This window comes from Devosia sp. UYZn731 (genome assembly GCF_040546795.1).
Taxonomy (GTDB): Bacteria; Pseudomonadota; Alphaproteobacteria; order Rhizobiales; family Devosiaceae; genus Devosia.
This window is the reverse complement of record NZ_JBEPOL010000002.1, coordinates 566,016-586,089: the sequence shown is the minus strand read 5'-3', so window position 1 is coordinate 586,089 and position 20,074 is coordinate 566,016. Positions and strand designations below refer to the sequence as shown.

Annotated in this window: 24 protein-coding genes and 1 tRNA gene; 16 read left to right on the top strand and 9 right to left on the bottom strand. The window is 62.6% G+C overall.

Annotated elements, in window-relative coordinates; all coding sequences use genetic code 11:
- The first annotated feature begins 74 nt into the window (after positions 1-74).
- Positions 75-473, top strand: a complete 399-nt coding sequence (gene mce, locus ABIB57_RS07350; RefSeq protein WP_354039568.1) for a methylmalonyl-CoA epimerase — start codon at positions 75-77, stop codon at positions 471-473.
- 355 nt (positions 474-828) lie between these two features.
- Positions 829-1,563 carry a cytochrome c biogenesis CcdA family protein gene (locus ABIB57_RS07345; protein WP_354039567.1) on the top strand — a complete coding sequence of 245 codons (735 nt, stop codon included), beginning with the start codon at positions 829-831 and terminating at the stop codon, positions 1,561-1,563.
- 424 nt (positions 1,564-1,987) lie between these two features.
- Here ABIB57_RS07345 and radC read toward each other — a convergent pair whose 3' ends face one another.
- Positions 1,988-2,740, bottom strand: a complete 753-nt coding sequence (radC, locus tag ABIB57_RS07340) for a RadC family protein (protein ID WP_502914355.1) — start codon at positions 2,738-2,740, stop codon at positions 1,988-1,990.
- Entirely contained in the window at positions 2,740-3,576 is an 837-nt protein-coding gene (gene map, locus ABIB57_RS07335) for a type I methionyl aminopeptidase (protein WP_354039565.1), read from the bottom strand. The genes radC and map overlap by 1 nt, the downstream gene beginning before the upstream one ends.
- A 164-nt stretch (positions 3,577-3,740) precedes the next feature.
- On the opposite strand from map, the gene ABIB57_RS07330 reads away from it, so the two are divergent.
- The 4 genes from ABIB57_RS07330 (at position 3,741) to ABIB57_RS07315 (ending at position 7,452) form a co-directional block, all read left to right on the top strand.
- Positions 3,741-4,508, top strand: a complete 768-nt coding sequence (locus ABIB57_RS07330; protein ID WP_354039564.1) for a competence/damage-inducible protein A — start codon at positions 3,741-3,743, stop codon at positions 4,506-4,508.
- Positions 4,509-4,536: 28 nt separating this feature from the next.
- On the top strand, positions 4,537-5,079 hold the full coding sequence (gene gpt / locus ABIB57_RS07325) for a xanthine phosphoribosyltransferase (protein WP_502914354.1): 543 nt from the start codon (positions 4,537-4,539) through the stop codon (positions 5,077-5,079).
- Between the two features lie 250 nt (positions 5,080-5,329).
- Complete coding sequence (locus ABIB57_RS07320) at positions 5,330-6,694, top strand: phage minor head protein (RefSeq protein WP_354039562.1); 1,365 nt, start codon at positions 5,330-5,332, stop codon at positions 6,692-6,694.
- Positions 6,691-7,452 (top strand): hypothetical protein, encoded by a 762-nt coding sequence (locus ABIB57_RS07315; RefSeq protein WP_354039560.1) that lies wholly within the window; start codon positions 6,691-6,693, stop codon positions 7,450-7,452. The genes ABIB57_RS07320 and ABIB57_RS07315 overlap by 4 nt, the downstream gene beginning before the upstream one ends.
- A gap of 5 nt (positions 7,453-7,457) precedes the next feature.
- On the opposite strand, the gene ABIB57_RS07310 is transcribed toward ABIB57_RS07315, so the two are convergent.
- Positions 7,458-7,543: transfer RNA gene (locus ABIB57_RS07310), tRNA-Leu, on the bottom strand.
- Positions 7,544-7,702: 159 nt separating this feature from the next.
- Here ABIB57_RS07310 and ABIB57_RS07305 point away from each other — a divergent pair.
- Together ABIB57_RS07305 and ABIB57_RS07300 are read left to right on the top strand one after the other, a co-directional pair.
- Positions 7,703-8,032 (top strand): hypothetical protein, encoded by a 330-nt coding sequence (locus tag ABIB57_RS07305; RefSeq protein WP_354039559.1) that lies wholly within the window; start codon positions 7,703-7,705, stop codon positions 8,030-8,032.
- A 10-nt stretch (positions 8,033-8,042) separates the two neighbouring features.
- Positions 8,043-8,420 carry a RidA family protein gene (locus ABIB57_RS07300; protein WP_354039557.1) on the top strand — a complete coding sequence of 126 codons (378 nt, stop codon included), beginning with the start codon at positions 8,043-8,045 and terminating at the stop codon, positions 8,418-8,420.
- Here the strand turns inward: ABIB57_RS07300 and ABIB57_RS07295 are convergent, their stop codons facing one another.
- Positions 8,421-9,887, bottom strand: a complete 1,467-nt coding sequence (locus ABIB57_RS07295) for an NAD-dependent succinate-semialdehyde dehydrogenase (protein ID WP_354039555.1) — start codon at positions 9,885-9,887, stop codon at positions 8,421-8,423. It abuts the gene before it with no gap.
- A 300-nt stretch (positions 9,888-10,187) separates the two neighbouring features.
- On the opposite strand from ABIB57_RS07295, the gene ABIB57_RS07290 reads away from it, so the two are divergent.
- Positions 10,188-10,472: an ASCH domain-containing protein gene (locus ABIB57_RS07290; RefSeq protein WP_354039554.1), complete on the top strand. Its 285-nt coding sequence runs from the start codon at positions 10,188-10,190 to the stop codon at positions 10,470-10,472.
- Here the strand turns inward: ABIB57_RS07290 and ABIB57_RS07285 are convergent.
- On the bottom strand, positions 10,469-11,140 hold the full coding sequence (locus tag ABIB57_RS07285) for an RluA family pseudouridine synthase (protein ID WP_354039552.1): 672 nt from the start codon (positions 11,138-11,140) through the stop codon (positions 10,469-10,471). The two genes, ABIB57_RS07290 and ABIB57_RS07285, sit on opposite strands and share 4 nt — an antisense overlap.
- Before the next feature lie 152 nt (positions 11,141-11,292).
- Between ABIB57_RS07285 and ABIB57_RS07280 the strand changes: the two genes are divergently transcribed.
- Positions 11,293-11,475 (top strand): CsbD family protein, encoded by a 183-nt coding sequence (locus ABIB57_RS07280; RefSeq protein WP_354039551.1) that lies wholly within the window; start codon positions 11,293-11,295, stop codon positions 11,473-11,475.
- Between the two features lie 110 nt (positions 11,476-11,585).
- Here the strand turns inward: ABIB57_RS07280 and ABIB57_RS07275 are convergent, their stop codons facing one another.
- Positions 11,586-12,113 carry a dihydrofolate reductase family protein gene (locus tag ABIB57_RS07275; protein WP_354039550.1) on the bottom strand — a complete coding sequence of 176 codons (528 nt, stop codon included), beginning with the start codon at positions 12,111-12,113 and terminating at the stop codon, positions 11,586-11,588.
- Positions 12,114-12,179: 66 nt separating this feature from the next.
- On the opposite strand from ABIB57_RS07275, the gene ABIB57_RS07270 reads away from it, so the two are divergent.
- The 5 genes from ABIB57_RS07270 to ABIB57_RS07250 all read left to right on the top strand — a co-directional run bounded on the left by ABIB57_RS07270 (position 12,180) and on the right by ABIB57_RS07250 (position 16,611).
- Positions 12,180-12,755, top strand: a complete 576-nt coding sequence (locus ABIB57_RS07270; protein ID WP_354039548.1) for a TetR/AcrR family transcriptional regulator — start codon at positions 12,180-12,182, stop codon at positions 12,753-12,755.
- A 71-nt stretch (positions 12,756-12,826) separates the two neighbouring features.
- Complete coding sequence (locus ABIB57_RS07265) at positions 12,827-14,095, top strand: DUF763 domain-containing protein (protein ID WP_354039546.1); 1,269 nt, start codon at positions 12,827-12,829, stop codon at positions 14,093-14,095.
- Between the two features lie 104 nt (positions 14,096-14,199).
- Positions 14,200-14,739, top strand: a complete 540-nt coding sequence (locus tag ABIB57_RS07260; protein ID WP_354039545.1) for a methylated-DNA--[protein]-cysteine S-methyltransferase — start codon at positions 14,200-14,202, stop codon at positions 14,737-14,739.
- A 535-nt stretch (positions 14,740-15,274) separates the two neighbouring features.
- Entirely contained in the window at positions 15,275-16,156 is an 882-nt protein-coding gene (locus tag ABIB57_RS07255) for a CHAD domain-containing protein (protein ID WP_354039543.1), read from the top strand.
- Positions 16,157-16,158: 2 nt separating this feature from the next.
- Complete coding sequence (locus ABIB57_RS07250; RefSeq protein WP_354039542.1) at positions 16,159-16,611, top strand: CYTH domain-containing protein; 453 nt, start codon at positions 16,159-16,161, stop codon at positions 16,609-16,611.
- Between the two features lie 57 nt (positions 16,612-16,668).
- On the opposite strand, the gene ABIB57_RS07245 is transcribed toward ABIB57_RS07250, so the two are convergent.
- The 3 genes from ABIB57_RS07245 to ABIB57_RS07235 form a co-directional block, all read right to left on the bottom strand.
- A complete protein-coding gene (locus ABIB57_RS07245) occupies positions 16,669-16,881 on the bottom strand; it encodes a hypothetical protein (protein ID WP_354039540.1) in 213 nt (70 codons plus the stop codon).
- A 94-nt stretch (positions 16,882-16,975) separates the two neighbouring features.
- Positions 16,976-17,518: a gluconokinase gene (locus ABIB57_RS07240; protein ID WP_354039538.1), complete on the bottom strand. Its 543-nt coding sequence runs from the start codon at positions 17,516-17,518 to the stop codon at positions 16,976-16,978.
- Positions 17,519-17,527: 9 nt separating this feature from the next.
- A complete protein-coding gene (locus tag ABIB57_RS07235) occupies positions 17,528-18,298 on the bottom strand; it encodes a glucose 1-dehydrogenase (protein ID WP_354039536.1) in 771 nt (256 codons plus the stop codon).
- Positions 18,299-18,499: 201 nt separating this feature from the next.
- Here ABIB57_RS07235 and gnd point away from each other — a divergent pair, with 201 nt between their 5' ends.
- Positions 18,500-19,918: an NADP-dependent phosphogluconate dehydrogenase gene (gene gnd, locus ABIB57_RS07230; RefSeq protein ID WP_354039534.1), complete on the top strand. Its 1,419-nt coding sequence runs from the start codon at positions 18,500-18,502 to the stop codon at positions 19,916-19,918.
- The last annotated feature ends 156 nt before the right edge of the window (positions 19,919-20,074 follow it).

Here is a 20,074-nt window from a genome sequence, read left to right as displayed (position 1 = left end):
ACTGAGAGTTACCGGCTCCATCTCCCTTCTCCCGTCGTGGGAGAAGGTGCCCGAAGGGCCGATGAGGGGGCGCTGTGATTGGCCGCCTCAACCATATCGCCATTGCCGTGCCTGATCTTGCGGTGGCGGCGGCGAAATATCGCGATCTACTGGGTGCGCTGGTTGGTCAGCCGCAGGCACTGCTGGAGCATGGGGTGACCGTGGTGTTTATCGATACCGGCAATAGCAAGGTGGAATTGCTGGAGCCGTTGGGGGAGGATTCGCCGATTGCGGGGTTTTTGGCGAAGAATCCTGGCGGCGGCATGCATCATATCTGCTTTGAGGTGCCGGATTTGGCGGCTGCTGCGGCAAGGATGGTGGCTGGCGGTGCGCGGGTGCTGGGCGAGCCGAAGATCGGGGCGCACGGGCGGCCGGTGGTGTTCGTGCATCCCAAGGATTTCGATGGGGTTTTGATCGAGCTGGAAGAGGTTTGAGGGGTTTTAATGCGGGCTACCGCCTATGGCATGTGGCACGCTCCCATTCCAATCACCGGGGGCTCCTCCCCCTGCCAGGGGGGCTGGGTGGGGGTTCGGGAAGACCGATTTGGCAGCGAGGACCCCCACCTTGATCCTCCCCCTGGAAGGGGGAGGTATCGACTGAGGCATGGCAACCAGCTGACTTGTCATATCCGATAGCCCTTACCCAAACGGGGAGGGCTCGGATCGTACTTCCCTATTTAGAGGCATCAAAGCCGGCGAGCCGGTCACAAACCGGCGATGCGACGGGAGCGCACATTGCTTTGTGGGGGACAGGGGATACATAGGGCGGGCAATTGCGGGGAGCGTCGCGTTGGAGTTTTCGCTGATTACGGTGTTCGGCGCGGGGGTGTTGAGTTTCCTCAGCCCCTGCGTGCTGCCGCTGGTGCCGCCATACCTGACCTATATGAGCGGGGCGAGCTTCGATCAGTTGCGCACCGAGGGCGCGAGCCCGGGCGCGTTGCAGCGCAAGGTTATGATCACTTCGCTGTTCTTCATTTTGGGGTTCGGCGTGGTGTTCGTGACGCTGGGCGCGACGGCAACGGCCTTTGGTCAGGCATTCCGGCAGTTGCTGCCGATCCTGACGCCGATTGCCGGGCTGATGATCATCGCCATGGGGCTGCACTTTCTCGGCGTATTCCGCATCGCGCTGCTGGACCGGCAGATCCGGCACAACGGGCCGGGTGTGGCGAGCGGACCCCTGGGCGGGTTCCTGCTGGGGCTGGCTTTCGCCATCGGCTGGACGCCATGCATCGGACCGGTGCTGGCGGCGGTGCTATCGGTGGCGGCGAGCAAGAATACCGCGCTGGAAGGCGCGTCCATGCTGGGGGTTTATTCGCTGGGGCTGGGCGTGCCGTTCTTTTTGGCCGGTATCGCGATTGGGCCGTTTTTGACGTTTTTCAACACGTTCAAGCGGCATTTGCGGACCGTGGAGCGGGTGATGGGCGCGCTGCTTGTGGTGGCGGGGTTGTTGTTTTTGACGGGCAATTTTAGCCGGATGTCATACTGGTTTCAGGAGACTTTTCCGGTGCTGCAGAGTTTTGGCTAGAGCATTCGATATTCAGCTGGGGGCGGTCTGCAAATGCCGGTTCTCTGCGTTTCCGGTCCTCACATACGGAACGTACGCTCCGGTCCGGTTCTCGGCCTCAGAGGAATATCGAACGCTCCAGTTCCCTCAATTGGCCACGGCAAGTTCGTCAACTTGCCCAGAAAACTCTCCACACCAGCGGTCTTCCCGCGGGCTTGACCCGCGGGCCATTGGCCGCTTGTGCCGTGCTGATGGTGGCCCGCGGGTCAAGCCCGCGGGAAGGGCGGTGGGTGGGGTTGGATCAAGCTAAGGCATAAAGGGCCGAGGCTAAAGCGCCAAGCCAAGCCAGCCAAGCCAAGCCAAGCCAAGCCAAGCCAAGCCAAGCCAAGCCAAGCCAAGCCAAGCCAAGCCAAGCCAAGCGCAGGGGCAAGCTGGGCCGAACGTCCTACAGCAGCTTCAGCCCGCGCAGCGACGCATGCCCGGACTTTCCGATGATGATGTGGTCATGCAGCGTGATGCCCAGCGGCTTGGCGATGTCGGTGATTTCGCGGGTCATGCGGACATCGGCGGAGGACGGGGCGGGGTCGCCGGAGGGGTGATTGTGCACCAGGATCAAGGCGGTGGCGGAGTGTTCCAGCGCGCGCTTGATGACTTCACGGGGATAGACCGGGGTGTGGTCGACGGTGCCGGTCTGCTGCACTTCATCGGCGATGAGACGGTTTTTCTTGTCGAGGAAGAGAATGCGGAACTGCTCGATGCTCTCATAGGCCATCTGGGCGCGGCAGTAGTCGATCAGTTCGGACCAGGACGCCAGCAACGGCTTTTCCAGTTTGATGCGGTCGCGGCCGAAGCGGACGGCGACGGACTGGATGACCTTGATATGAGCCACTGAGGTGTCGCCGAGGCCATCGATTTTGGCCAGGCGCTCGGGGGCGGCGGAGAAGACGCCGGAGAACGAGCCGAACTCCTTGAGCAGGGTTTTGGCGAGCTTTTTGGTATCGCGCCGGGGCACGACCAGTTGGAGCACCAGTTCCAGCAGTTCGTAATCCTCGAAGGCGTCGCCGCCCAACTTAAGGAAGCGTTCGCGCACCCGCTGGCGATGGCCGGCATTATCGGCTTCCGGCTTGGCGTCAGCCTCCATGGGAATGAAAGGGCTTTCGCCCAGGCTGCCCGGCGGCGTCTCCGAAGGGGGAGCCATCAGGCGGCTTTCGCCGGAGCCATGGGGTTGAAAATCCCCCCCGGCGAGAGGGTGAAAATCTCGTGGCCGGTTTCGGTGATGCCGATGGAATGCTCGCACTGGGCCGAGAGCGTGCGGTCGCGGGTGACCGCGGTCCAGCCGTCGGAGAGGATTTTGACGTGGGGCCGGCCCAGATTGATCATCGGCTCGATGGTGAAAATCATGCCGGGGCGGAGCGGCACGCCGGTGCCGGGGGTGCCGAAATGCATGATATTGGGCTCGTCGTGGAACAGCTTGCCGACGCCATGGCCGACGAAATCGCGCACCACGCTGGTGCGTTCGCCCTCGGCGTAGCTCTGGATGGCGGCGCCGATATCGCCGGTGGTATTGCCGGGGACGGCCGCAGCGAGCCCGGCCGCGAGGCTCTCATAGGTGACTTCGATCAGCCGCTCGGCTTTGCGCGTGATTTCGCCGACCGGATACATGCGGCTCGAGTCCCCATGCCAGCCATCGACCACCAGAGTGAGGTCGATATTGACGATGTCGCCGTCGCGCAGCGGGCGGTCGTCGGGAATGCCGTGGCAGACGACGTGGTTGATCGAGGTGCAGAGCGAGTGGCGGTAGCCCTTGTAGAATACCGTCGCCGGAACGGCGCCGTGATCGCGGGCGAATTCATAAGCGATCTTGTCGATGGTGGCGGTGGGCACGCCGGGCTCAACGAAGGGGGTGAGCACGTCGAGTGCCAATGCGGTCAGCGCGCCGGCCTTGCGCATGCCGGCAAAACCTTCCTCGCCGTGCAGCGGGATAACGCCGGCGGTGCGGCGGGCTTTGGATGGGGCATCGACATAGGTAATCATGGCAGACTCCGGAGCGGCAAAGCCGAAGGTAATCGCTGCGCGCGGCGATTGAAAGAGCCAGGGCGGGCACATGTCCTTGAATGCAGGCCTTAAATCGGCGTGCCTTGCTTGACGGCGCGGGCAGGCAGGGGCATCCATGGGCACCTCCTCCAAACGGTTGCATCATGACCACTTCCCCATCGGTTACCGCGGGCCTGCTCGTTATCGGCGATGAAATCCTGTCGGGGCGCACCAAGGACGTAAACATTGGCGCGACCGCCGATTTCTGCACCGATCTCGGGATCGAGTTAAGGGAAGTGCGGGTCGTCTCGGACGAGACCGACGACATCGTCGCCGCGGTCAACGCGTTGCGCGAGCGCTATACCTATGTGTTCACCACCGGCGGCATCGGGCCGACGCATGACGACATCACCGCTGACGCCATCGCCAAGGCGTTCGGCGTGGCGCTGCCGATCAATGCGCAGGCGCGCGCCATGCTGGAAGCGCGCTGGAAAGAGACCGGCACCGAGGTCAACGAGGCGCGGTTGCGCATGGCGCGGATTCCCGAGGGGGCGGACCTGATCGTCAATTCGGTGAGCGCGGCGCCGGGTTTTCGGATTGGCAATGTGCATGTGATGGCGGGGGTGCCGGTCATCATGCGCGCCATGCTGGAGGCGTTGGTGCCGACGCTAAAGGGTGGCAAAAAGGTGCTGTCGATCACCGTCAAGGCGGCGGTGGGCGAGGGCACGGTGGGCGGGCCGCTGGGCGAATTGCAGAACCAGTATCCGGACGTGAAGATGGGCAGCTATCCGCAGATGGGCAAAGGGCGGTTGATGACCGAGCTGGTGCTGCGCTCGTCCGATGCGGTGCGGCTGGAGGAAGCGGCCGAGAAAGTGCGGGCCATGGTGGCGGCGGCGCATGAAAAGGCCGGGATCGTGCCCCCGGAAGACTAAGCATTTGGCGGCGGGCGTTGAGTTTGCTATGAGCCGTTCTTCGCCGGTGGGGGCGACTGCAGGAGACACGAGCGTGAACAATCCGAACCAGAAGTCGTTTCCGGTGAGCTGGGACCAGTTCCATCGCGACAGCCGGGCCCTGGCATGGCGGCTGACGGGCATGGGCTCGTTCGACGCGGTGGTGGCTATTGCCCGGGGCGGGCTGGTGCCGGCAGCCATCGTGGCGCGCGAACTCAATATCCGCACCGTCGAAACAGTGGCGGTCAAAAGCTACGACCACCAGAGCCAAAGCGGTATTCAGGTGCTCAAGCCGATCAGCCAGCCAATCCTGGACCTGGCCAAAAAGGGCGGCAAGATTTTGATCGTGGACGATCTCGTCGATACCGGCTCGACGGCCCGCGCCGTGCGCGAAATGCTGCCGGGCGCCCACTTTGCCACGGTCTACGCCAAGCCGATGGGGCGCGAACTGGTGGATACGTTCATCACCGAAGTCAGCCAAGACACCTGGATTTTCTTCCCGTGGGATCTGGATGTGGCGTATGCCGCGCCCATCGGCGGCGGCACGGACTAGGACCGATCGCCTTTCGGCTGATGCCGGCCTGCAAATGCAGGTTCTCTGCGCTTCCGGTCCTCACGTACCTAAACGTACGCTCCGGTCCGGTTCTCGAGAACCGGCATTTTCGGCTCGGCCTGAGCTGAAAATCGACCGGTCCTCCGATGGCCTGAAGATGGATTTTAGGGTCACCTGATCAGGCTTATCCTGCTTATCCTGCGCATTCAGCACCATGAGAAATTGTCTCCAGGGCAATCTGGAGACGATCATGGTGCGACTACCGCGGGCGCTTGAGGAGAAGCGGGTCAAGCTGCTGGCGCTGGCGCAACGCCGCGCGTTTGAAAGCTATATGCGTTACGGGCATGTGCCGGAGTTGCACAAGCAGGCGGCGGCTTTTGCTGTAGACGCAGAGAAGGCGCTAGGCTCTGGAGCGGACGTCTCGCTGGCCGAGTTCACCCGCCTGAAACCCACCACATATTACACTTGGCGTTCGGCAGGCGACGAGCGGGTGCGGTCGTCCCATGCGGCGCATGCCGGGCAGGTATTTTCCTGGGCGAGCCCACCCGCCGGTGGTCACCCCGGTACTGCGCCGAACTGCCGGTGCTGGCCCGAGCCGTACTACGGCGATCCCCGTATTGCCAATACGCTGCTGCAGCTTGTCCATGAGCAGCGGGTCGACAACTCCGGCAGAGAGCATTGGGCCAGCATCGAAACGCTGGCGCGGCCGGACGGGAGTGTCGCGGAAAGCAGCATTATCGGTAGTGATGGTACCAAGTTCCGATCGTCGTTTTCCGGCAGTTCCGTTCGACACGCGATAACGCTGCCAACGGGCGGCAAGGTTCGGTTTGCAACGACTGGTGGCGTGCAGACAACCTATGTCGGCGACGAGGTAGCGCCGCTGCTGGAGAGCGCGTGGACTGCCAAGGGGCCTTCTGTGCTCAGGGCCAGACGCGAATTGGCGTTCCTGTTGCGCAATCCGACTGACCCGTTTGGCGACGTCTTCCCATACAACGAGCCGGGCCCAGGAGGTGGGACTGGCCCGGTCGGCCCTGGAGCGAGTGTCGGCGCCGCGCTGGTTGCGCTGTATAACATGTTAAATGCGGTCGGTGCCAATCTCGGTAGCGCTGATGTTCCTGTCGTTGCCTTCAAGGCCTGGACTAACGGCAAGGAGACCGATGCGGCACCGGTGCTGGTTACCACCCTGACGGCCGAACAACTGAGGCTGTCCTGCAAGCGTCTCCTAGACGTGCAGACTTGGACGGATCAGGCTGCGGTGGAATTGACGCCGCAAAGATCGACAATGGATGCCACTCGCTGGGGAACTGCGGTTCACAAGAGAGTCAAAGACATCATCACCGCTCTCCAGAACAGTTTTCCCGAAAGCAATAATGACATCTTTGCCGAGCTGTCATTAGATGGGGCCAATGGTGACGCCCACTATGGAAAGTTGGGGTCGACGCGCCTTGACGTTCTAGAAGACAGGCGGGAGGATATGGGAGCGATATGCGTTTATGACGTAAAGACTGGGAATGCAGGCTTGACAACGGCCCGTATCAAACAGATTGCGCAAGTCGTTGCAAAAAAATTTGGCGGTGTCTTGTTTTACGTTCTGGAAGTGCGCCCAAACCGATGACGACTGCGTCAGAAGTCAAGAAATGGATGCTGCCTCTGTTGCAGCGGCGAGATGATCTTGTCCTGGTGGGGCGAAATCTAGTTATTGGGCCGGTGAAGCATATTGTGCGCGGCATCTACTTTGACGCATCTTGGGACAAAAATCTTTGTCGTCCCGTATGGTATGTGAATAAGTTATGCAGCTTCCATGACGAGCAGTCCGGGCTTTGGTTCGAGAATAGCGGTTGGTTTCCCGTCAAGAGGACCCACGAACAGGGGTTTGTCGAAGATGTCGTTTCGAAGACTGAGGCGGCTTTAAATCTCGATTTCTCCCGTGTCTTAACCCTCGAGGATTTTCTCGCTCGAACAGATCCGGTGACGCTGAATGGGTTCGGAAAACTTTATCGGTCCCTGAGCAGTCGACCCCCACACTATGCCACCGTTCTGGCTGCTCTTGGGCGTATTGGCGAAGCACACGATGTTCTTGCGCTTGCCGTTGAGGGCATTGAGCGATCGCGACTTGCACGGTTGGCCCGAGCAGAGCTCGAGTTTTCAAAGCGTACAAACAGCGCGATTGCCAAGCTTGACGTGGAGTACGCGGTTCACGATTTGGGCACCATTGAGAAACTGAGGCCTCTGCTAACGGTTCTCAAGAGCGGCGATAGAGCCGCGATTGGTGCGCTGTTGCGCGAGTGGGAGAGACTGACGGTGAAAGGCTGGAAGCTCGAGCATCTCTGGGAACCGTCAGCATTTCCCATCGAACTTGGCGCAGGCGATTAGGCCTTTGGTGCGGGCGGCGGGACTCGAACCCGCACGGGGATACCCCCTCAGGATTTTAAGTCCTGTGTGTCTACCATTCCACCACGCCCGCAAGCCGGTCAGTCGACGGGGTTGTTTGTCACACTGGGGAAAATCTGGCAATCGGAGGCTGCTATTGTCGGCGCGTTCAAGCGCGTTCGGACACGGTTCAGAATTGACGCGATAAAGCCGGGCATGGCAGTGAGGCCATGGGATTATTGGGGAAATTATGATGTTGCAGGATCTCAAGTTGAGGCTGGGCGGACTGGCGAGCATCGCCATCGGGGTTGCGGTGGCATGGTTTTTCCTTTGGCTGCCGCTGCAGGAGGCGCAAAGCGGGGCGCAGGAGGTGAGCTATCAGCTCAAGGCTTTCATCCTGGTGCCGCTCTGCATCATTTTCGGTGTCGGGTTCCTCGTAGCCGGCGAGCGGTTGCAGTATCGCAATGCGCAGCACAGCAATCTTACGGTGGTCGGTTGGGTGCTGTTTATCCTGGGGATGGCGTTGGGGGCGGCTGGGTATTTCTGGTTCCAGCAGCAGTTCTCGGCGCTGGGGTATGTCTGAGGAGCACAGTATGATCGAGCGGATTGAAACGGGCATTGCGCCATCGTCGTCGCCGGTGAATGACGCCATTCGCGCCGGACAGCAGGTTTGGCTGGTGGCGATCGCCGAAGACCCGGTGAGCGGCGATATCGTCCACGGCGATATCGTGGTGCAGACGCGGCGGACGATCCAGAATCTCGAGATCGCCATTCGCGCAGCCGGCGGGACGCTGGCCAATATCGTGCAGGTGCAGGTATTCCTGATCGACAAGGCGGATGCGAAGGGAATGAACGCGGTTTATGCCGAGTTCTTCAAACAGCCGTACCCGGTGCGGGCGACGGTTGTGGTCAAGGAACTGCTGGCCAGCGGGCTGCGGGTGGAAATGCTGGCGACGGCAGTTTTGAGTTAGTCAGAACGCCGTCGCGATATATTTGGCTTCCATATATTCGAGAATGCCGTGCACGCCGCCTTCGCGGCCCAGGCCGCTCTGCTTGACGCCGCCGAAGGGGGCGGCCGGATCGGACACCAGGCCGCGATTGAGGGCGACCATGCCGGCCTCGATCTCGCCGGAAACGCTCAGCCCGCGTTTGAGGTCCTGGGTAAAGACGTAGGCGGCAAGGCCATATTCGGTGTCGTTGGCCATGGCGATGGCCTCTTCGTCGGTCTCGAAGCGGTAGACCGGCGCCACGGGGCCAAAGATTTCCTCGTGCATCATTTCGGATGCGGTGGAGACGCCGGTCATCACCGTCGGCGGATAGTAGAAGCCCTTGTCGGTGGGGCGGCTGCCACCGAGCTCGATCCTGGCGCCGCGGGTGACGGCATCGGCGACGAGGTGCTCGATCTTGTCGACGGCCTTCTTGGTGATCATCGGGCCGACGCCGGTTGCAGCATCGGTGCCGGGGCCCATCTTGAGCGCGGCCATGCGCTTGGTCAGCCCGGCGACGAAGGCATCGTGAATGCCGGACTGGACGATGAAGCGGTTGGCGGCGGTGCAGGCTTCGCCGGCATTGCGCATCTTGGCGACCATGGCGCCATCGAGCGCGGCCTCAAGATCGGCATCGTCGAAGACCACGAAGGGGGCGTTGCCGCCGAGCTCCATGGAGCAATTGACCACTGTTTTGGCCGCCTCGGCGAGGAGGGCGCGGCCGACCGGGGTCGAGCCAGTGAAAGAGAGTTTTCGCACGCGCGGATCGGCCAGCATGGCATTGGTGACTGGGCCGGGCTGGGTGGTGGTGATGACGTTGACGACGCCGGGAGGTACGCCAGCTTCGGCATAAATATCGGCCAGCGCGTAGGCGGTAAGCGGGGTTTCGCTGGCGGGCTTCAGGATCACGGTGCAGCCGGCGGCAAGCGCGGGGGCGATCTTGCGGGTGGCCATGGCGGCCGGGAAATTCCACGGGGTTATGAGGACGGCGATGCCGATGGGCTGGTAATCGACCAGAATGCGGTTGGTGCCGGCGGGGGCCATGCGGAATTCGCCGGCGATGCGCACCGCTTCCTCGGAATACCAGCGGAAGAATTCAGCGGCGTATGCGACTTCGCCGCGGGCATCGGACAGGGCCTTGCCGTTTTCGAGCGAGATCAGGGTGGCGAGTTCCTCGGCGCGGGCGGTCATCAATTCGAAGCAGCGGCGGAGGATTTCGCCACGCTGGCGGGGCGGGGTTTTGCGCCAGCCCTTGGCGGCGGCATCGGCGGCATCAACGGCGGCCATGGCGTCGGCCACGGAGGCGTCGGGGACCTCGGCGAGGATGGATTCGTCGGATGGATTGACCACCGGAATGCCGCTGCCAGGAAGCCACTTGCCGCCGATGAACAGGCCCTTGGCATAGGGCGCGCAGTCGATGCTGGCTGGATCAAATTTCGTGGCGGCGGTCATGGGGTGATCCTTGTGTTCTAGCGGGCGGCCGGGAGGTTGCCGGCAAAGGCGGCCCGCAGCAAGGGGCCATGCTGGCCGACGCCGAACAGGACTTCGCGCGGCATTCTTAGGGCGGCAAACAAACTCATGGCAGGCATCCTGGCGGTATGAAGCTGGCCGTTTCGGCGGGCACTATAGGCATGGCATGGGCGCAGACAAAGGCAAGTTGAACAGTGCCCTGGCGGTGGAAAACCGGATCGGCAGTTGTGCGGCGTTTCGGGGGGCCGCATGGTGCGAGGAAATTGATCCGGGACCAGGCCAATGCTGCTGAAACGCGAACTTTTGGAAGAGATCAAGGCGGGGAAGGTCGACTTGGTCTTCCGGCGCTGGAGCCGGCCGAGCGTCCGGCCGGGCGGGACGCTCAAGACCAAGGTGGGGCTATTGGCGATCAAGGCGATGGACGAAATGTCGCCCGATGATGTCAGCGATGCCGATGCGAGGCGGGCAGGATTCGCCGATGTGGCGGGGTTTCGCAGGTGGCTCGATACGATGAAGGCGGGGGAGTTTTTTCATCGGATCGAGGTGGGGTATTTGGGCGAAGGCTAAAACGGCACCGGCGCCGTGAAGTGGCGGAGTTCGCCCGTGGTGGGGTGGGTGAAGCTGAGTTCGGCGGCGTGGAGCTGGAGGCGATCGGCGGCCGCGAAGGCCTCGGGATCGGCGTAAAATGCATCGCCTAGAATCACATGGCCGATGGCCTTCATGTGAACCCTGAGCTGATGGGTGCGGCCGGTGAGCGGGATGAGGCGCAGGCGGGTGGCATTGCCCTCGCGCTCCATGACGGTCCATCGCGTCTGGGAGGCGCGGCCGGTTTCGGGATCGACCTTCTGGCGCGGCTTGTTATCCCAATCGCTGGCAAGGGGCAGGTCGACCAGGCCCTCGTCGGCCTCCACATTGCCCCAGACGCGGGCGACGTAGCTCTTTTGCGTCAGGCGGTTTTCGAACTGGGCGCCGAGCTTGCCATGGGCGCGCTTGTTCAGCGCCATCAGGATGATGCCGGAGGTGTCCTTGTCGAGGCGATGCACCATTTCGGCCGTGGCCCACTTCTGGCGGGCGCGGTGGCGAATACTGTCCCAAAGCGATGGGTCCTTGCCAGGCACGCTGAGCAGGCCGCTGGGCTTGTCGAAGACCAGCAGGTCGTCATCGCCATAGATGAGATTGAGATAGGGCTCGAGCGGCGGAAAATAGTCGAGCAGGGTGGGCATGGGACCGGACATGGCGCCTGTTAGCAGGGTTTGGCGGGCGAGGACAGATTGCGCGTGGTCACAACCGGCCTTGATCGTGAATTTGGACGCGTAACAAATTTGTAATGCAACGTCCCGGCGGGTCGCTTGTTGTATCGGCAGGAAAACCCCGAGGAGAATTCCAGATGAATAAAGATCAAGTTGACGGCGCCGGCAAGCAAGCAAAGGGCGCCGTAAAGGACGCCGTGGGCGGCCTGACAGGCAACACCAAGCTGCAGGCTGAAGGTAAAGCCGATAAGGCCGTCGGCAAGGTGCAGTCCAAGGTCGGCGACGTCAAAAATAAGGCCGGCGACGCGCTGAAGCGCTAGGTTCATAGCAGACTGAAAAAGGCCGCCCTTCGGGGCGGCCTTTTTCGTTTGCCAGGGTCATTGCAATTCCGTGGAATGCGCTGTGGCCGGTGCAGGCCGAGGCGTGTCGTCTAGCCAAAACGGTAATGGAGGCGCGCGCAGGCGGTGCCGATGGCTTGAGCGGAAATCAGCTTGGGGCTGAGGCGGGCGCCGGTGGCGGGGAACAGGGGAATGCCGCCCCCGATGATTTCGGAAATGACGTAGATTTCGATTTCGTCGAGCGCGCCGCGCGCCATGAATTCCATCTGCAGCTTGCCGCCGCCGAGCATCCAGACATTGCCGTCATCAAGGGTGCGCAGTTCCTCGATCAGGGCGCCGAGATCGGAGCGGGTTTCGAGGGGGCCTTTGGGATTATCGATGGGGCGCGAGGTGACGACGATGACGCGCTGGTCGGCATAGTCCCAAGGACCGGGGAAGCGCTCGATCCAGTCATAGGTGGCGCGGCCCATGACCACGGTGCGGATGGTTTTGATGAAGTGGCGGTAGTCATATTCGCCCAGGTCAAGGTCGGGTTGCTGCATCAGCCAGTCGAGATTCTCATCGGACGTAGCGATAAAACCATCAAGGCTGGCGGCAATATATCCGAGGATTCTAGCCATCGGGATTCTCCTTTGATAAGGTGGTCAGGATATATAAATGAACGTTCGTTTACAAATGGATTTTGCATGGCGCGGCCACGAACGGTGACGGATGAGGCGATCCTGGATGCAGCTCTCGCAGTGATGCATCGGGGTGGGCCGGAGGCACTGACCTTCGCGGCGGTGGGGAAGGCGGTGGGGTTGTCGCCGGCCACTTTGGTGCAGCGTTATCCGAGCAAGGAGGCGTTTCTTCGGGCCACATTGGTGCGGGCTTGGGACCAGTTGGATGCGCTGACGGCGGAGGCGGATCGGGCCGAACCGGTAAGCGTCGAGGGCGCGATAGCCATGCTGGTGCGCATGTTTCCGACTGGCACGGGCGAGAGCGACTATGCAGAGGGGCTGCTGATCCTGCGCGAAGACATGCGCGATCCGGTATTGCGGGCGCGGGGCATGGCATGGGGCGAAGTATTGGCGCTGGCGCTGGGCAGGCGGCTGACGCAGGACTGGGTGGACCAGATGCGGCTGGGCCGGTTGATGGCCAGCCAATGGCAGGGTGCACAAATCTGGTGGGCATTTTCGCGGCGCGGCGATCCGGCAGTGGTGATTGCAGAGGAACTGCACGACTGGTGCGCCGTGGTGCTGCGGGCGAAGGCCAAAAAGTAATGTTCTTGTTTTGTTTGCATTGCGATCAAAGGCGTCGTAGGCTTTAGGCGTGAGTTTGGTCCGAGGCTGAAATGGGACAACGGGCGGGAAGCGCCGATCTGCCGCTGCATGGCGGGCTGGTGCCGAAATGGCTGGCCGACCGCATGACGCGGCTCGGCAGCGTCATCTGCCAGGCCATCGTGATGGAATATGGCCGCGACGAATTGCTGGCGCGGCTTGCGCATCCGTTCTGGTTCCAGTCGTTTGGCGCGGTGATGGGGATGGACTGGCATTCCTCGGGCATCACCACCAGCATGATAGGGGCGCTGAAGCGCGGGTTGACGCCACTGGCAGGAGAGTTGGGCATCCATGTCTGTGGCGGACGGGGCAAGCACTCGCGGCAGACGCCGGTGGAATTGCTGCGGGTTGGCGAAAAAGTTGGGCTGGATGGCGTGGCGCTGGGGCAGGCCAGCCGGCTGGTGGCCAAGGTCGACAGCGCGGCGGTGCAGGACGGGTTCGACCTCTATCTGCATAGTTTCATCGTCACCGATGACGGCAAGTGGGTGGTGGTGCAGCAAGGCATGAATGGCGATAGCCGGGTGGCGCGGCGGTATCACTGGCATTCCGAGGGGCTGACCAGTTTCGTCGACGCGCCGCATGCGGCGATCGAAGGGGCGGGGCAGGGCAATATCGTCAACCTGACGGATCGGCGGGCGGAGGCGTCGCGCGGTCGGCAGCTCGATCTGCTGGCGTCGTTGGGGCCGGATGGGATTGCGCGCGAGTTGGGCAAGATGAACCCGAAAGCCGAGGTGGAGGAGCCGACGCAGATGGCGCTGCCCTATCTGGTGATGCCGGCGCATCATGATGTGCGGCCCAAAGATGTGATCACGCGGCGGCTGCATGGAGCATTGGCCGCGGCGGCGGATCGTGGGCCGAAGGATTTTGCAGAACTGTTGATGGTGCCTGGGGTCGGCGCGCGGACTGTTGAGGCACTGGCCATGGTGGCCGAGGTGGTGCATGGCGCGCCCTGCCGGTTCAGCGATCCGGCGCGGTTTTCTTTCGCCCATGGCGGCAAGGACCGGCACCCGTTCCCGGTGCCGATCAAGGTTTATGACGAGACCATCGGCATTTTGAAGTCAGCGGTTCAGAAGGCCAAACTGGGGCAAAGCGAGGCACTGGATGCGATGAAGCGGCTGGACGACCAATCGCGGTTGATGGAGCCTTATGCGACGGGGCCGTCCGTGGAGTCGTTCATCGCGCAGGAGCGCTGGCGCTCTCATGGCTATGGTGGGCGGAGCGTGTTCGGCCAGGAGCCGCCGCCGGAGGAGGTTGCGTCGGCGATGAATGGTGAGGGCCGGTAGGAGTGGGATTCAGGGAGGAGACCTGATGTGAATCTCAAAGCGTCTTCATCCAGCGCGTCAATATCGGGTTCTCCGGGGCGAACGAAGGAGGGTAGACCGGACCAATGCAAATCTGTGTTTTTGAAACCGAGCTTGGCATGTTCGGTCTCGGCTGGACTGAGGCAGGCGTTGCGCGGGCGCATCTGCCGGGACTGTCCGGGGAGAGCGTGGAAGCGCGGCTTTTGCGGCATGGCGCGGAAGTCGGCGAGCCGCCGGCGGCGATCCAGGGCGTGATGGCAATGGTGCGAGAGTATGCGCGCGGTGGGCAGGTTGACTTTGCTTCGGTGCCGCTCGATCTGGAGGGGCTGCCGGAGTTTCACCGCCGAGCCTACGAATTGCTGGTTCAGATCGGCTATGGCGAGACGACGACCTATGGCGCGCTGGCACGGCAATTGGGCGACGTGGGTCTGTCGAGGGCAGTGGGGCAGGCGATGGGCGCGAATCGCATCCCGCTGATCATCCCCTGCCATCGGGTGCTGGCCAGCGACGGCAAGCCGGGCGGGTTTTCGGCGCCGGGCGGGGCGGCATCCAAGCTGCGCATGCTGGCGTTGGAGGGCGTGCAGGTCGGGCCGCCCGATACGGGGCAGCGGTCGTTCGCGTTCTAGGAGGATCGATACTCGGGCGGTGTGGGAGGGGCACCGGTTGGCTTGCTCGCCGTGGTGGTGAAGCGAGCTGAAGGGCGAGCTGATCTGGATGCCGGACGCTACGGCGGTCGCCGGGGATGGGGCTGTCATAACCTTGGAATAGTCAGGTTGGTGAGTGCGTCAGGACGGTCACGCTCAATCCTTCCTCTTGAGGAGGAGAAAAGCAGACCGGCGGCGAAGTGGCAGGTTTTGAACGTGGATTGGTCCTGGGGCAGCAAGCGTTCGGGTGTATCAGAACGTCGGTTGCCGTCTTTGCGGAGTTTGTCCGGGCCAATCAAGATGCAGCCGTGTTCGCTATCCATCCGGACAAACGATGTGATGGCGGTGCGCCGTAATCCGATTCCAACGCATGGTCTGATGCTCCAGCTTCTCATTGTCGAAAGCGTTGGTGAAAGCGACTTCCCGCCTTCGGCAATTTGCTCTGGCGCGTGGGGACTGCAACCGATCACCTGGGACATGGGTTTTGCCCTTGTTGATTCTGAGACGGAGACGCCGGATGTCGTTTGCCTTCGAGACGGACGATGGCAATGTTGAGCGAGGCTTGCGCCGGATCGCTATCGAGCAGATCCACAAGGCGCTGCTCGAGGCGTCGGCGCCGCAGGCAGAATTCGATGCGACGGTGCATCAGTTGCGGCGGCGCTGCAAGAATTTGCGCGGCCTGCTACGGATCGTGCGGCCGCAGTTGAAGGCGTTCAAGCTGGAAGACGCCGCAATCGCCGACGCGGCTTCGCAGCTATCGCAGGCGCGCGATGCGGCAGTGATGGTGGCAACGTTCGATAGCCTGATGGCAGAGAAGCCGGACGCGGACGGACGGGAGCAGTTGCGCGATATGCTGACCGAACGCAGTCAGGCGCTGGCCCAGCATGTCGACGAGCAGGCATTGCTGGCAAAGTTTTGCGAGGCCGTATTGGCCATGCGCGAGCGAGTGGGCGACTGGAGGTTGAAGCGCAAGAAGTTCGGCGCGATCGCCGGCGGCGTTGAGGACACGTATCGGCGTATGCGGCAAAGCATGCGCGATGCGGCGGAAGATGGTTCGCCGGAAACGCTGCATGCCTGGCGCAAGCAGGCGAAATATCATCGTCACCATATGCTGCTGTTGCGCCGCCATGCGCCCGACATGCTGGATGGGCGCAGCAAGCTCTTGGCGGAACTCGCCGATCTATTGGGCCGACACCACGATCTGGCGGTGCTGGTTGAAGTGCTGAGTGGGAGGGTCGCTGGCGCACCGGCGGCGCTGAATTCGGTGGTGGAACTGGCCAACGAACGGCAGCACGGCCTTGGGGAGCAGGCTTTTGCGCTGGGCCGGCAGATCGCCGCGGAGAAGCCGGGCGCGCTCACCGAACGCCTGCAGCGCTATTGGGCGCTGGAGGACGCTTAGCGATGGCCAAGGAGATCGAACGGAAGTTTCTGGTCAACTCGGATGCCTGGCGCAGGGCCGCCAGCGGCAGCGAGGCGATTGTGCAGGGTTATCTGGCGCGCGGGGATGGGGTCACGGTGCGGATCAGGATCTTCGAGGATGCGCGCGCGGTACTGACCATCAAGGCGGGTGGGACGGCGTTTTCGCGCGACGAATATGAATACGAGGTGCCGCTGGAAGATGGGCGCGAACTGCTGGCGCATGCCGGGCAGCAGGTGATCGCGAAGCGCCGGTATACGGTGCCTTATGCCGGGCGCGACTGGGAGGTCGACGTGTTCGAGGGGCGGCACGCGGGCCTGGTGCTGGCCGAAATCGAGATGGAAAGCGAAGACGCCAGGGTCGAACTGCCCGATTGGGTGGGCAAGGACGTGACCGGCGACGAGCGGTATTACAATTCGGCGCTGGCCGGCGCCTGAAGGCACACCGACCAGCCAATCGACTGGCGCAATTGGCCGGTTTGCGGCGCGTCCCGCTCAGAGATCGAGGGTCAACATGCCTTCGGATTCCCCATCCACGGGATCGTCGGCCCAAGGGCGCGCTGGTGGCAATTCGAGGTGAAGCGCCTGGGGAGTCAGGCGTTCGGTTTCGGCATGCATTCGGTTGGTAATCATCCAGGCCGGCAGGTTCGGCGCCGTGGGGCGGCCGGAGCGGGCATCGGTCGGGATCGTGCGAGAGAGCTTGCTCATGTCACATCCTCGATTGGCGGCCGGATATTGCCGGCCATGCCCATAGTAAGCGCCGAGCGGCCTAACCAATCGTGAACGGCCCGTTCACGATCGCTTACTGCCAGCGCTTGAAGGTCTTGAGGTGGTCGAGTGCCTTGACCATGGCGCCGGTGAGCTTCTCGACCGGGTCGGTCACCGGCAGGACGAGGACATTCTCCGTGGCGGGGTCGGGCGGCTCAAGGGTGGCAAACTGGCTGTCGAGTAAACTGGTGGGCATATACTCGTGCTGGCGGCGGGCCATGCGCTCGGCGATGACTTCGCGGGTGCCGGAGAGATGAACGAATAGAATCGGTTCGCCGGCTTTGTTCGTCAGGTACTCACGGTAGCTGCGGCGCAGGGCGGAGCAGGCGCCGACGGCGGCACCCTTCTTGTCGGCGGCCTCGTGCAGCGCGATTGCCAGGCGTTCCAGCCAGGGCCAGCGGTCCTCGTCGGTCAGGGGGATACCGGCGCGCATTTTTTCGACATTGGCGGGCGGGTGATAGCCGTCGCCGTCGAGGAAGGGCACGTGGAGGCGGCGCGCGATCGACTGGCCGACAGTGGATTTGCCGGATGAGCTGACGCCCATGACGATGATGATGCGGGCGGGGATCAGGGGCATCGGGGTCTCCTACACCGTCGCGGTGAACGCGCCATCGACGTACAAAATGTGGCCGTTGACGAATTTGGCGGCATCGGAAGCGAGGAAAACAGCGGCGCCACCCAGTTCGTGCGGCTCACCCCAGCGGCCCATGGGAGTGCGGGTTTCGATCCAGGCGTTGAACTTTTCGTCCTTGGTCAGGGCTTCGTTGAGCTCGGTGGCGAAGTAGCCGGGTGCAATGCCGTTGACGTTGAGGCCGTGCTTGGCCCAATCGACGGCCATGCCACGCGTCAGATTGGCGACGGCAGCCTTGCTGGCGGCATAGGGGGCGATGGAGGGGCGGGCGAGTTCCGACATCAGCGAGCAGATGTTGATGATCTTGCCATGGCCGCGGCTGATCATGTGGCGGGCGACGGCCTGACCGACGTTGAACACGGAGGTGACATTGGTGGTGATGAGCTGGTCGAATTTTTCGGGGGGGAAGGCCTCCAGCGCGCTGCGGAACTGCATGCCCGCATTGTTGACCAGGATATCGATGGGGCCGATTTCGTCTTCGCAATAGGCTATGGCGTCGTTGACGCTGTCGCGGCTGGTGACGTCGAAGGCAATGGCCTTGACGCTGGCGCCGGTGGCCGCGAGTTCGCTGGCGGCGGCGCCCAGAGCGACATTGTCGCGCGCGTTCAGGATGACGGAGGCGCCGGCATCGGCAAGGGCGGCGGCGATGGCGTAACCCAGCCCGCGGCTGGATCCGGTGACGAGAGCGCGCTTGCCCGTCAAGTCGAACTGAGAAAGCTTGGCCATGCGGTCCTCCGGCAATCGGCGCGACCCTATGCCATGGCGCAGCGATCCGGCAATACAAGCTGCCATACAAGAAGGCAGCTATGCCCAAAAACTACGCTTATTCGACTTCCGTCTAGGCGCGCTTTGTGGTCATGTGCGCCCGCCGCGAACTGCAATTGCATGCGGCGACTTGACGCATTGGGACCTCGGAAGGACTTACGGATGTCGACAGCGGATATCGGCCTTATTGGCCTTGCGGTCATGGGCTCGAACCTGGCGCTGAATATCGCCGAAAAGGGCTACATGGTTGCCGTGCATAATCGCAGCGCCGGCCGCATCGATGAATTCGTCGCTATGGCCAAGGAGCAGGGACTCGACGGCAAGGTGATCGCCAAGGCGGACCTGGCCGATTTCGTGCAAGCCGTGAAGCGTCCGCGCTCGATCATCATCATGGTCAAAGCCGGCGCACCGGTCGACGAAATGATCGAACACCTGCTGCCGCACCTGGAAAAGGGCGACGCGATCATCGAGTGCGGCAATTCCCTTTTCACCGACACCCAACGCCGCTTCGATTATCTCAAGCCCAAGGGCATCGGCTATCTCGGCGTCGGCGTTTCCGGCGGTGAAGAGGGCGCGCGGCACGGCCCCTCCATCATGGTGGGCGGCTCCAAGGAGCAGTGGCACAATGCCGAGCCGGTGCTGACCGCGATCGCGGCGCAGTTCAATGGCGAAAGCTGCTGCGCTTATCTCGGCGAGGGCGGCGCGGGCCATTTCGTCAAGACCATCCACAACGGCATCGAATATGGCGACATGCAGATGATCGCCGAAGTCTATGGCGTGATGCGTGACGGCCTGGGGATGACGCCGAAGCAGGCGTCGGACGTGTTCAAGGAATGGAACAAGGGGCCGCTCAATTCCTACCTGATCGAAATCACCGGCTACGTGCTCGAAGCAATCGACAAGGACACCGGCAAGCCGCTGGTCGAACTTATCCTCGACAAGGCGGGCCAGAAGGGCACCGGCGTCTGGTCGGCTATCGCGGCCCAGCAGATGGGCGTGCCCGCCACCGCTATCGAAGGCGCCGTAGCAGCGCGCTCGATTTCATCGCGGAAGGACGAGCGTGTCGCGGCCGAAGCCATCTATGGCAAGCCGAACCGCGCCAAGACCGATGTGACCCTGGCAGACCTGGAAAAGGCACTGCTGGCCGGCAAGATTGTCAGCTACGCGCAGGGCTTTGCGGTCATCGCCAAGGCCAGCGAAGAGAATGGCTGGAACCTGCCGCTGGCGACCATTGCCAAGATCTGGCGCGCTGGCTGCATCATCCGCTCGCGGTTCCTCGACCAGATGGCAGCGGCCTATTCCAAGGGCGGCAATGCCAACCTGCTGGTGGTGCCGGACTTCGTGACGTTGATGAAGGACAGCCATCCGTCGCTGCGCAAGGTGATTGCAGCCGCTGCGACCGGCGAATTCCCGATGATCTGCCTCTCGGCGGCACTGAGCTATTTCGACAGCTATCGCCAGGCGCAGGGCACGGCAAACTTGACGCAGGGGCAGCGTGACTTTTTCGGCGCGCATGGGTTTGAGATCGTGGGTCGTGGTGCTGATCTGCACGGAACTTGGCCAAGTACGCTGGGCAAATAAGCTGGTTCAGGCCGATATGATTTTGAGGGCTCCGCGTTGGCGGGGCCTTTTCTTTGTGCGGTCACTTTGGGCTGAGATGGATCGGCCGATGGGCCGGATCAAGTCCGCGGGAAGGACTGTGGGTGGGGCTGTCTCGTGGTCGATCCTTGCCGGCAA